The sequence below is a fragment of the Kitasatospora sp. NPDC022856 genome (assembly GCF_055561235.1).
The window spans coordinates 1-13,428 of the sequence record NZ_JBVHHE010000084.1; the positions used below are offsets into that span (position 1 = coordinate 1).

Annotated in this window: 2 protein-coding genes; both read left to right on the forward strand. The window is 76.1% G+C overall.

What is annotated here, in order from left to right; genetic code table 11:
• The first annotated feature begins 21 nt into the window (after window positions 1–21).
• Window positions 22–11,760, forward strand: coding sequence for a type I polyketide synthase (locus ACZ34W_RS37810; protein ID WP_465610922.1), 11,739 nt, complete (start codon window positions 22–24; stop codon window positions 11,758–11,760).
• 39 nt (window positions 11,761–11,799) lie between these two features.
• On the forward strand, window positions 11,800–13,428 hold a 1,629-nt coding region (locus tag ACZ34W_RS37815), incomplete at its 3' end, for a type I polyketide synthase (RefSeq protein ID WP_465610924.1).

A 13,428-nucleotide genomic window follows, 5' to 3' on the forward strand; every position in this document is an offset into this window, starting at 1 on the left:
CATCCGGTGCTGACGGCGGCGGTGGCGGAGACGGCCGAGGACGCCGGTGTCGCCGACGTCCTGACGGTGGGCACGCTGGAGCGCGACAACGCGGGGGCCACACGCCTGCTCACCTCGCTCGCGCAGGCCTACGTCGGCGGTCTCGCGGTGGACTGGAAGGTCGTGCTGCCCGCCGCCGAGGCGCTGGAGCTGCCGACCTACGCCTTCCAGCGCCAGCGGTACTGGCTCCAGGCCCCGGCCCGGACCGTCACCGTCGGCGGGGACGGCTCCGGCACGGCGGCGGAAGCGGAGTTCTGGGCCGCCGTCGAGGGCGGCGACCTGGCCCGGCTCGCGGACACCCTGGCGATCGAGGACCAGCAGCGCCTCGCCGAGGTGCTGCCCGCACTGGCGTCCTGGCGCCGCCGCGAGCAGGACCGCTCGGTCACGGAGGCCTGGCGCTACCGGGTGACCTGGTCCCCGGCGACGGAGCAGTCCGCCGCTGCGCCCGCCGGTCGCTGGCTGGTCGTCACCCCGAGCGGCACCGCCGACGAGGCCTTGGCCCGGCAGTGCACGGCGGCCCTGACCGCCCGCGGCGCCGAGGCGGTGCCCCTCGACGTCCCGGCCGGGACGGTCGACCGGGCGGACCTCGCCGCACTGCTCGCCGAGGCGCTGCCGGACGGCGGGGAGCTGGCCGGCGTGCTGTCACTGCTGGCGACCGACGAGACCCCCCTGCCGGCCCACCCGGCGGTGTCCACCGGCCTCGGCACGACGCTCGCGCTCGTCCAGGCCCTCGGCGACGCCGGGGTGGCCGCGCCGCTCTGGGTCGCCACCCGCGGCGCCGTCGCGGCCACGCCGGGCGAGGTGCCGGCCGGTCCGGCGCAGGCCCAGGTCTGGGGCCTCGGCCGGGTCGTCGCACTTGAACACCCCGACCGCTGGGGCGGGCTGATCGACCTGCCCGAGGTGCTGGACGACCGGGCGGGCACCCAGCTGGCCGCCGTGCTGGCCGGCTGCGGCGAGGACCAGGTCGCCATCCGGCAGACCGGTGTGCTGGGCCGTCGCCTGACCCGCGCGCCGCAGCCCAAGGCGGGCCGGGACTGGACGCCGGGTGGCGCCGCCCTGGTCACCGGCGGCACCGACGCCATCGGTGGGCACGTCGCCCGCTGGCTGGCCGACCGCGGTGCGTCCCGGCTGGTGCTGAGCAGCGCCGCGGGTCCCGCCGCTCCCGGTGTCGCCGCGCTGGCGGCCGAACTGGCCGCCCGGGGCGCCCGGGTGGACGTGCTGGCCTGCGACGCGGCCGACCGGTCCGAGCTGGCCGGCCTGCTCGACCGGATCGCCAGGACCGGCCCCGCGCTGTCCTCCGTCCTGCACCTCGCGGAGGCCATCGACAACCAGCCGGTCGAGAACCTCGGCCTCGCGGACCTCGCCGCCGTGCTCGCGGTCAAGGCGGAGGCCGCGCGGTGGCTGGACGAGCTGACCGCCGACCTGGACCTCGACGCCTTCGTCCTGTTCTCCTCGGTCGCCGCCGTCTGGGGCGGTGGCCAGCAGCCCGGCTTCTCCGCCGCCAACGCCTCCCTGGACGCCCTGGCGGAGCGCCGGCTGGCCCGGGGCCTGGCCGCCACCTCGGTGGCCTGGGGCCCGTGGAGCGTCGGCGCGATGGGCTCCGGGGACGACGCGGCCCAGCTGGAGCGGCGCGGTCTGCGGCTGCTGGGCCCCGACCCGGCCACCCGCGCGCTGTCCCGGATCCTGGACGGCGGCGAGGCACTGACGACGGTCGTCGACGTGGACTGGGCGCGGTTCGCCCCGCCGTTCACGCTGCGCCGGCGCAGCCCGCTGATCGAGCACCTGCCCGAGGTCGCCGGGGCGCTGGCCGGCGACGGGCCCGACCCGGCCGTCGACCGGGAGGCCGGCACGCCCCTGCGCCGGCAACTGGCCGACCTGCCGGCCGCCGAGCAGGACCGCACGCTGGTCACCCTGGTCCGGGCCGAGGCCGCCGCGGTGCTGGAGTACTCCTCGCCGGAGGCCATCGGCAGCGGCCGGGCCTTCAGCGAGCTGGGCTTCGACTCGCTGACCGCCGTCGAGCTCCGCAACCGGCTGGGCGCCGCCACCGGCCTCAAGCTGCCCGCCACGCTGCTCTTCGACTACCCGAGCCCGGTGGTGCTGGCCGGCTACCTGCGGACCGAGCTGCTGGGCGACCGGACCGCGCACGCCGGTGCGGTCGCCGTCACCGGCCGGGCGGCGGTGGACGACGACCCGGTGGTCATCGTCGGCATGGGCTGCCGCTTCCCCGGCGGGGTGCGGAGCCCGGAGGAGCTCTGGGAGATCCTCGACTCGGGCACGGACGCGATCGGTGCCTTCCCGCAGGACCGCGGCTGGGACCTGGACGGCCTCTACGACCCGGATCCGGAGAACCCCGGCACGGCGTACGTGCGTCAGGGCGGATTCGTCTACAACGCGGCCGAGTTCGACGCCGGCTTCTTCGGCATCAGCCCCCGCGAGGCGCTGGCCATGGACCCGCAGCAGCGGCTCCTGCTGGAGACCTCCTGGGAGGCCCTGGAGCGGGCCGGCATCTCCCAGGCGGCGCTGCGCGGCAGCCGCACCGGCGTGTTCGCCGGTGCGAGCTACGCGGGGTACGGCCTGGTCGGGCCGGACGCCTCGGAGGGCCTGGAGGCGCACCTGCTGACGGGCACCACGACCAGCGTGCTCTCCGGCCGGGTGGCCTACACCTTCGGCCTGGAGGGCCCCGCGGTCACCGTCGACACGGCCTGCTCGTCGGCCCTGGTCGCGGTCAACCTGGCCAGTCAGGCGCTGCGTTCGGGCGAGTGCTCGCTGGCGCTCGCCGGTGGCGCGTTCATCGCCTCCACGCCGGACCTCTTCGTCTGGGTGAGCAAGCAGCGGGGGCTGTCCCCCGACGGCCGGTCGAAGTCGTTCTCGGCCGGGGCGGACGGCATGGGCATCGCCGAGGGCGCGGGCATGGTGGTGCTGGAGCGCCTCTCCGACGCCCGCCGCAACGGGCACCCGGTGCTGGCCGTGGTGCGCGGCTCCGCGGTGAACCAGGACGGCGCGTCGAACGGTCTGACCGCGCCGAACGGCCCCTCGCAGCAGCGGGTGATCCGGGCGGCCCTGGCCGACGCCGGGCTGACCACCGCCGACGTGGACGTGGTCGAGGCGCACGGGTCCGGCACGGTGCTCGGCGACCCGATCGAGGCCCAGGCGGTGATCGCCACCTACGGCCAGGACCGGCCGGAGGGCCGGCCGATGTGGCTGGGGTCGGTGAAGTCCAACATCGGTCACACCCAGGGCGCGGCCGGTGTCAGCGGTCTGATCAAGATGGTGCTGGCGCTGCAGCACAGGAACCTGCCGGCCACGCTGCACGCGGACGAGCCCTCGCCGTACGTGGACTGGTCGGCCGGGGACGTCCGGCTGCTCACGGAGTCGCGGCCGTGGGAGACGGACGGACGGCCGCGCCGGGCCGGGGTGTCCTCCTTCGGGGTCAGCGGCACCAACGCCCACCTGATCCTGGAGGAGGCCCCCGAGCCGGCGGCCGTCGAGGCGCCCGCCGGGGACGACCCGGCCCCGGCCCTCTTCGACGCCCCCGGCGCCGGCGCCTGGGTGGTGTCCGGGCGGACGGCGGACGGTCTGCGCAGGCAGGCGGCCCGGCTGGGCGAGTACCTGGCGGCCCGGCCCGGGCTCGACCCGGCGGACGTGGCCTGGTCGCTGGCGGCGACCCGCTCGGTGTACGAGTACCGGGCCGTGGTGACCGGCAGCGACCGCGCCGAGCTGGCCGAGGGCCTGGCCGCGGTGGCCGCCGGGGAGCGCGCCCCCGGGGTGGTCACCGGCACGACCGCGGCCACCGAGGCGAGCGAGGCGGTCTTCGTCTTCCCCGGGCAGGGCGCCCAGTGGGAGGGCATGGGCCGGGAGCTGCTGGCGGTCTCGCCGGTGTTCGCGGCCCGGCTCGCCGAGTGCGAGCGGGCCCTGGCCCCGCACGTCGACTGGTCGTTGACCGAGGTGCTGGCCGGTGCGGACGGCGCGCCCGCGCTGGACCGCGCCGATGTCGTCCAGCCGGCCCTGTGGGCGGTGATGGTGTCGCTGGCCGCCGTCTGGGAGGCCGCGGGCGTCACCCCGGGTGCGGTGGTCGGCCACTCGCAGGGCGAGATCGCGGCCGCGACGGTGGCCGGGATCCTGACGCTCGAGGACGCGGCCGAGGTCGTGACGGTCCGCAGCCGGGCGCTGTCCGGGCTCGGCACCGGCGGCGGGATGCTGTCGGTCGTCATGCCCGTCGCGGCCGTGCGCGAGGTACTGGCCCCGTGGGGCGACCGGCTGGCGGTCGCCGCGGTGAACGGGCCCGCCGCCACCGTGGTCTCCGGCGAGACCGAGGCACTGGCGGAGTTCGGCGCCGAGCTGGCGGCCCGGCGGGTGATGCGCTGGCCGATCCCGGTGACCGACTTCGTGGCGCACTCGGCCGGGGTCGAGGAACTGGAAGGCGTGCTGACCGAGCGGCTGGCGGGGATCCGGCCGGGGGCCGGGCGGGTCCCGCTGTTCTCCACGGTCGAGTGCCGCTGGATGAACGGCCCGGAGCTGGACGCCGGCTACTGGTTCGCCAACGTCCGCCGCACGGTGCGCTTCGACGAGGCGGTCCGGGAGCTGGCCGCGGCCGCGAACCGGACCTTCGTCGAGGTCTCCCCGCAGCCGGTGCTGACCACCGGGATCGCCGACACGATCGAGGACCTGGGCACGGCCGGCGTCCCGGTGATCACCGGGACGCTGGACCGCGAGAACAGCGGCCCGCGCCGACTGCTCGCGGCGTTCGCGCAGGTGCACGTCGGCGGCACGCCCGTCGACTGGCGCCGGGTCCTGCCCGCCGGGCGGCGCACCGACCTGCCCACCTACGCCTTCCAGCACCAGCGGTACTGGCTCACCGGCTCCCGCGCGGCCGCGCCGGTCGCGGTCGGCGGGGACGGCACGTCGTCGGAGGCCGAGGCCCGGTTCTGGGCCGCCGTCGAGGGTGGCGACCTCCAGCAGCTCGCCGACACGCTCGCCGTGGACGGACAGCGCTCCTTCGGCGAGGTGCTCCCGTCGCTGGCGTCCTGGCGGCGCCGCGAACGGGACCGGGACGTCACCGGCGCCTGGCGCTACCGGGTCGCCTGGGCCCCCGTCACCGACCCGGCCCCGGCCAAGCCGGCCGGCACCTGGCTGGTGGCCGTCCCGGCGCACCGCACCGGCCGCACCGCGGACCTCGTCGAGGCGTGCGTCCGCGCGCTGGCCGCGCGGGGTGCCCGGGTCGAGGTCGTCGAGGTCGAGACCGGGACGGCACGGCGCGAGCCGCTGGCCGCCGACCTCGCCCGGGCACTGCGCGACCCCGCCGTCGAGGCCGCGCCGCGCGTGACCGGCGTGGTGTCGCTGCTCGGCCTGGACGAGACACCGCTCGCGGAGCGGCCCGTGGTGCCGGCCGGCCTGGCAGCCGGCCTGGCCCTGCTGCAGGCACTGGCCGACGCCGCGATCACCGCCCCGCTGTGGACGCTCACCTCCGGGGCGGTCGCCACCGGCCCGGGCGACCCGCTGACCAACCCCGTGCAGGCGCAGGTCTGGGGCCTCGGCCGGGTCGTCTTCCTGGAACAGCCGGACCGCTGGGGCGGTCTGATCGACCTGCCCGCCGTGCTCGACGACCGGGCGGCGAGCCGCCTGTGCACCGTCCTCGCCGGCTGCGGTGAGGACGAGGTGGCGATCCGCCCCGCCGGGATCCTCGGCCGCCGCCTGACCCGGGCCCCGCAGCCCGCGCCCGGCCCGGACTGGACGCCGCGCGGCACCGTGCTGATCACCGGCGGGACCGGAGCGGTCGGCGGGCACGTGGCCCGCTGGCTGGCCGGCCGCGCCGAGCGGATCGTGCTGGCCAGCCGCTCCGGAGCCGCCGCCCGGGGCGCCGTGGCCCTGGCCGCGGGTCTGGCGGCCGCCGGGACGGACGTCGAGATCAGCTGCTGCGACAGCGCGGAGCGCGCCGACCTCGCCGGGGTGATCGACCGGATCGCCGCGGGCGGCCCGCCGCTGACCGCCGTCCTGCACACCGCCGGTGTGCTCGACGACGGCGTCCTCGACGGCCTCGACAACGACCGGCTGGCCAGTGCCCTCGCGCCCAAGGCCGCCGGCGCCGTCCACCTCGACGAGCTCACCGCGGACCTCGACCTCGACGCGTTCGTGCTGTTCTCCTCGGCCGCCGCCACCTTCGGCGGCGCGGGCCAGGCCAACTACTCGGCCGCCAACGCCTTCCTGGACGCGCTGGCGGAGCACCGGCGCTCCCGCGGCCTGCCCGCCCGCTCGGTGGCCTGGGGCCCCTGGGCCGGCGAGGGCGTGTCCGGCGGCAGCGAGGCGGCCCGGCAGCGGCTGCGCCGCAACCGCTGGGAGGTCCTGATGGACCCCGAGCTCGCGGTCAAGGCCCTGGGCGGCGTGCTGGCCGGCCCGGACACCGTGCTGACCGTCATGGACCTGGACTGGCCCGCCTTCGCGGCCGCGCCCGGCCAGGCCCAGATCCTGGACGTGCCGTTCCTGCGCGCCCTGCCGGACGCCCAGCGGCTGAAGGCGGCGCAGCGCACCGAGAGCGCCGGCGGACCGCAGGCCGAGGGCGAGCTGGCCCGGAGCCTGAGCGGCCTGTCGCGGGCCGAGCAGGACCGGATCCTGGTGGACACGATCCGCGACGAGGCGGCCGCCGTGCTCGGGCACGCGAGCTCCGACGACGTCGAGGCCGGGCGCGCCTTCAGCGAGCTGGGCTTCGACTCGCTGACCTCGGTCGAGCTGCGCAACCGGATCGCCACCGCGACCGGGCTGCGGTTGCCGACGACGCTGATGTTCGACTACCCCACCCCGACGGTGCTCGCCGAGCACCTGCGGACGGAGCTGCTCGGTGCCCTGGCCGGGCACGCGTCGGCGCTGGCCGTGCCGACGGCCGCCGTCTCCGACGACGAGCCGGTCGCCATCGTGGCGATGAGCTGCCGGTTCCCCGGCGGGCTCGACACCCCGGAGCAGCTCTGGGACCTGCTGGCGGTCGGCGGCGAGGGCATCTCCGGCCTCCCGCAGGACCGCGGCTGGGACGCGGAGGCGCTCTTCGACCCCGATCCGTCGCACGCCGGGACCAGCTACGCGCGGGAGGGCGGCTTCCTGCACCAGGCGAGCCGGTTCGACGCGGGCTTCTTCGGGATCAGCCCGCGCGAGGCGCTGGCGATGGACCCGCAGCAGCGGCTGATGCTCGAACTGTCCTGGGAGGCCCTGGAGTCCGCCGGACTCGACCCGGCCTCGCTAAGCGGCTCGCGCACCGGTGTGTTCATCGGCGGCTACTCGTCGAACTACGCGCTGGCCAGCATGCAGCTCGGCGGCCAGGACGGCGCCGCGCAGGTCGAGGGCCACCTGGTGACCGGCAACGCGACCAGCATCATCTCCGGCCGGGTCTCCTACGTCCTGGGCCTGGAGGGCCCGGCGCTCACGGTGGACACGGCCTGCTCGTCCTCGCTGGTGGCGCTGCACACGGCCGCCCGGTCGGTGCGGTCGGGCGAGTGCTCGCTGGCGCTGGTCGGCGGGGTCGCCGTGATGGCGACGCCGTGGGAGATGGTGGGCTTCGCCCGGCAGCGCGGACTGGCGGCGGACGGCCGCTCCAAGGCGTTCTCGGCCGCGGCCGACGGCATGGGCATGGGCGAGGGCGCCGGCATGGTGGTGCTGGAGCGGCTCTCCGACGCCCGCCGCAACGGGCACCGGGTGCTCGCGGTGGTGCGCGGTTCGGCGATCAACCAGGACGGCGCCTCCAACGGTCTGACGGCACCGAACGGTCCCTCGCAGCAGCGGGTGATCCGGGCGGCGCTGGCCAGTGGCGGGCTGACCGCCGCCGACGTGGACGTGGTGGAGGCGCACGGCACGGGCACCCCGCTGGGTGACCCGATCGAGGCGCAGGCGCTGCTGGCCACCTACGGCCAGGAACGCGCCGGGGAGCAGCCGCTGTGGCTGGGGTCGGTGAAGTCCAACATCGGGCACACCCAGGCGGCCGCCGGTATGGCCGGGGTGATCAAGATGGTGCTGGCGCTCCAGCACGAGGAGCTGCCGCGAACGCTGCACGTGGACGAGCCCTCGCCGCACGTGGACTGGTCGGCGGGTGAGGTGCGGCTGCTGGCCGAGCCGGTGCCGTGGCCCGCCGGGGACCGCCCGCGCCGGGCCGGTGTGTCGGCCTTCGGGATCAGCGGCACCAACGCGCACGTCATCGTGGAGGAGGCGCCGGCGGCCGTCGAGGCGGAGGAGGCACCCGAGGACCTCGACGCGGCGCCGGTGGTGTCGGGCGCCGGTGCGTGGCTCGTCTCCGGCCGGACGGCCGAGGGGCTCACGGCCCAGGCGGAGCGGCTGCACGACTGGGTGGCGGCGCGGCCGTCGGTGGACCTGGCGGATGTCGCGTGGTCGCTGGCGGCGACGCGGTCGGCGTTCGAGCACCGGGCGGTCGTGCTGGGTGCCGGGCCGGCCGAACTGCTGGGTGGCCTGCGGAGCCTGGCCGCCGGGGCGTCGTCGGCCGCGGTGGTGTCGGGTGTGGCGCGGCCGGGTGCCCGGGTGGGTCTGGTCTTCGCCGGTCAGGGTTCGCAGTGGGTCGGGATGGGCCGGGGGCTGTACGAGGGCAGCGCGGTCTTCGCCGAGGTCTTCGACCGGGTGTGCGGGCTGCTGGAGTTGGAGTTGGGTGTCTCGGTCCGGGACGTGGTCCTGGGCGCCGAGGGTGTGGACGAGGCGCTGGCGCAGCAGACGCTGTACGCGCAGGCCGGGCTGTTCGCCTTCGAGGTGGGCGTCGCGGCGGTGCTGGAGGCCGCGGGTGTGACGCCGGACGCGGTGGTGGGTCATTCGGTGGGTGAGGTCGCGGCCGCGTATGTGGCCGGGGTGCTGGCGCTGCCGGACGCGGTGCGGCTGGTGGCGGCGCGGGCGCGGTTGATGCAGGCGCTGCCGGCGGGCGGGGCGATGGCGGCGGTGAACGCGCCGGAGGCCGAGGTGCTGGCGGAGCTGGTGCCCGGTGTGGTGATCGCGGCGGTGAACGGCCCGGAGTCCGTGGTGGTTTCGGGTGAGGCCGACGCGGTGGACCACGTGGTGGAGCTGTGGCGGGAGCGGGGTCGCCGGGTGCGGCGGCTGCGGGTGTCGCACGCCTTCCACTCCCCGGCGATGGACCCGGTGATCGACGAACTCACCGCCGTCGCGTCCGGGTTGGAGTACCACCGGCCGAACCTGACGTGGGCGGGCGCGCTTTCGGGTGAGCTGGTCACCGAGCCCGAGGCGGGCTACTGGCCGGCGCAGACGCGGGGAGCGGTGCGCTTCGCGGACGCGGTGGCGACGCTGGCCCGCCAGGGTGTCTCGGTGTTCGTCGAGGTCGGTCCGGACGGGTCGCTCTCCTCGCTGGGCCCGGACATCGTGGCCGGTAGCGGGAGCGAGGGGGCGGTCTTCGTCCCGCTCCAGCGGCGGACCGACGAGAGCGTCACGAGCCTGCTGGCGGGGCTCGCCCGCGCGTACGTCAACGGCGCCGGGGTGGAGTGGAGTTCGGTGCTGCCGACCGGTACGCCGGTCGAGCTGCCCACCTACGCGTTCCGCCACCAGCGGTACTGGCCCAAGGGCGTGCAGACCCCGCCGAACGCCGGCGGGGACGGTACCGGCACGGCCGCCGAGGCGCAGTTCTGGTCCGCCGTCGACGGCGGGGACCTGGGCCGGCTCGCGGACACCCTGGCGATCGAGGACCAGCGGCAGCTCGCCGAGGTGCTGCCCGCCCTGGCGTCCTGGCGCCGCCGGGCGCAGGACCGCTCGGTGACCGCGAACTGGCGGTACCGGGTCGGCTGGGCGCCGGTGGCCGACCCCGCCCCGGCGGAGCTGGCCGGGCACTGGCTGCTGGTGGTCACGCCCGACCAGGCCGAGGAGGAGCTGACGCGGGACTGTGCGCGGGCGCTCGCCGCCCGGGGCGCGGAGGTGGTCACCATGGTGACCACGGAGACCACCGACCAGCAGCGGATGGCCGAGCGGATCGCCGCGACCCTGCCCGAGGCCGGAGTCGCCGGCGTCGTGTCCCTGCTGGCCCTGGACGAGACGCCGCTGCCCGGTCACCCGGTGCTGGCGAACGGCCTCGCCGGGACCCAGACCCTGATCCAGGCCCTCATCCTCCAGGGCGTCCACGCCCCGATGTGGGCGCTCACCCGCGGTGCGGTCGGTGCCACGCCGGACGAGGCGCCGACCAGCCCGGTGCAGGCCCAGAGCTGGGGCCTCGGCCGGGTCGCCACCCTGGAACACCCGGACCACGGCGGCGGGTTGATCGACCTCCCGGCCGAGTTCGACGAGCAGGCCGCGGCGCGGCTCTGCGCGGTGCTCGCCGAGTGCGGCGAGGACCAGGTCGCGATCCGGCCGGCCGGGATCTTCGGCCGCCGGCTCACCCGGGCCCCGCGACCCCGCGACGGCGCGGCGCAGTTCGTGCCGCGCGGCACCGTCCTGATCACCGGCGGGACCGGCGCGATCGGCGGCCACGTCGGGCGCTGGCTGGCCGGCCGGGGCGCCAAGCGGCTCGTCCTGACCAGCCGGTCCGGCGCCGGAGCGGCGGGGACGGCCGCGCTGGCCGCCGAGTTGGCGACGATCGGTGCCCAGGTCGACGTCTTCGCCTGCGACGCGGCCGAGGACGCCGCGCTGGCCGGGGTGATCGCCAGGATCGGTGCGGGCGGCCCGCCGCTGACCGCGGTCATGCACGCCGCCGGTCTGGCGCAGGCGACCGCGCTGGACGACGTCTCGGTGGAGGAACTGGCGACGGTCCTGGCCGCCAAGGCCGCGGGCGCCGCCAGCCTGGACCGGCTGACGGCCGGTCTGGAGCTGGACGCGTTCGTCCTGTTCTCCTCCATCGCCGCCACCTGGGGCAGTGGTCTCCAGGCCGGCTACGCCGCCGCCAACTCCTACCTGGACGCGCTGGCGGAGAACCGGCTGGCCCGGGGCCTGGCCGCCACCTCGGTGGCCTGGGGCCCGTGGGGCGGCGGCGGAATGACCGACGCGGAGGGCGCGGCCCAGATGACCCGCCGCGGTCTGCGCCTGATCGACCCCGACCAGGCGATCCGGGCGCTGGCCCAGGTGCTCGACGGCCGCGACCCGATGATGACCGTCGTGGACGTGGACTGGGCGCGCTTCGCGCCGCCGTTCACGCTGCGCCGGCCCAGCCCGCTGATCGAGAGCCTGCCCGAGGTCGTCGAGGTGCTGGCCGGGAAGGGTGGCGACACCGGTCCGGCCGAGTCGCCGGCCGGGAACGCGCTGGCACAGCAACTGGCGGAACTGCCCCGGGTGGAACAGGACCGGTTGCTGACCGACCTGGTCCGGACCGAGGCCGCCGCCGTCCTGGGACACCCGAGCATCGAGTCCGTCGAGGCCGACCGGGCCTTCAACGACCTCGGAGCCGACTCGCTGACCGCCGTCGAACTGCGCGACCGGCTGGGCGCGGCCACCGGCCTGCGCCTGCCCAGCACCCTGCTGTTCGACTACCCCACCTCGGCCGCGCTCGCCGACCACCTGCGGGCCGGTCTGACCGAGGAGACCAGTCCGGCCCAGCCCGTGCTGGCCGAACTGGACAAGCTGGAGGGCATGCTCGCCGCACTCGCCGGCGACGACGAATCCACGCTGATCACGAACCGCCTCGAAGTCGTCCTTTCCAAGTGGAAGGAGGCTCGGGCACAGACCGCCGAGACCGGAGTTGCGGAGAAGCTCGAATCGTCAACCGACGACGAAGTCTTCGATTTCATCGGCAAAGAACTCGGAATCCACTGACTCGGCCAACGCCGCGACTTCTTCGACGAGGTGACGTAAGTGAGCGAAGAGAAGCTCCGCTACTTCCTCAAGCGGGTGACCGCTAATCTGCACGAGACCCGGCAACGTTTGCAGGAACTGGAAACGGCCGGTGGTGAGCCCATCGCCATCGTCGGCATGAGCTGCCGCTTCCCCGGCGGGGTACGCGACCCCGAAGCCCTGTGGGAACTGCTGGACGCCCAGCGGGAATCGGTGGCCGGACTGCCCCAGGACCGGGGGTGGGCCTTCGGCGACGCCGACGACCCCGGATCCGGCGCCGCGGAGGTGCAGGCGGGCAACTTCGTCTACGACGCCACCCAGTTCGACGCCGGGTTCTTCGGGATCAGCCCGCGCGAGGCGCTGTCGATGGACCCGCAGCAGCGGCTGCTGCTCGAAGTGGCCTGGGAGGCCCTGGAGCGGGCCGGGATCGACCCCGCGTCGCTGCGCGGTTCGGCGACCGGCGTGTTCGCGGGCGCCTCCGCCTCCGGCTACGGCTGGATCACGGGCAAGCAGGGCGAGCTCGACGGCCACGTGATGACCGGCAACGCCACCAGCATCCTGTCCGGCCGGGTGTCCTACACGCTGGGCCTGGAGGGCCCGGCGGTGACGATCGACACCGCGTGCTCGTCGTCGCTGGTCTCGCTGCACCTGGCCGCGCAGGCGCTGCGCTCCGGCGAGTGCTCGATGGCCCTGGTCGGCGGCGCGTTCGTGGCGGCCACCCCGGTGCTGTTCACCGACTTCAGCCGCTCGCTGGGACTGTCTCCCGACGGGCGCTGCAAGACCTTCGGGGCCGGGGCGGACGGCATGGGCGTCGCCGAGGGCGCCGGGGTCGTGGTGGTGGAGAAGCTCTCCGACGCGCGCCGCAACGGGCACCGGGTGCTCGCGGTGGTACGCGGTTCGGCGATCAACCAGGACGGTGCGTCCAACGGTCTGACGGCTCCCAACGGCCCTTCGCAGCAGCGGGTGATCCGCGCGGCGCTGGCCAGCGCCAAGCTGTCGACGGCCGACGTCGACGTGGTGGAGGCGCACGGCACGGGCACCCCGCTCGGGGACCCGATCGAGGCCCAGGCGCTGCTCGCCACCTACGGCCAGAACCGGCCGGAGGAGCGGCCGCTGTGGCTGGGGTCGGTGAAGTCCAACATCGGGCACACCCAGCAGGCCGCCGGTATGGCCGGGATCATCAAGATGGTGCTGGCGCTCCAGCACGAGCGGCTGCCGGCGACGCTCCATGTGGCGGAGCCGACGCCGGAGGTCGACTGGTCGGCCGGTGAGGTGGAGCTGCTGGCCGAGCCGGTCCCGTGGCCGGTCGGGGAGCGGGTGCGCCGGGCCGGTGTGTCGGCCTTCGGGATGAGCGGCACCAACGTCCACATCATCCTGGAGGAGGCCCCGACCGGGGACGCCGAGACGGCGGAGACGCCGGCCGGGGACGCGGACGAGGCGGACGCCCTGGACGAGCCGGCTGCGGAGGTGGCGGCGGCACCGGTCGCACCGGCCCTGCTGGAGCTCGACGGGTCCACCGCGTGGGTGGTGTCGGGTCGGTCGGCGCAGGGGCTGACGGCTCAGGCGGGCCGGTTGCGGGAGTGGGTGTCGGCGCGGTCGTCGGTGGATCCGGGGGGTGTGGCGTGGTCGTTGGCGGCGACGCGGTCGGTG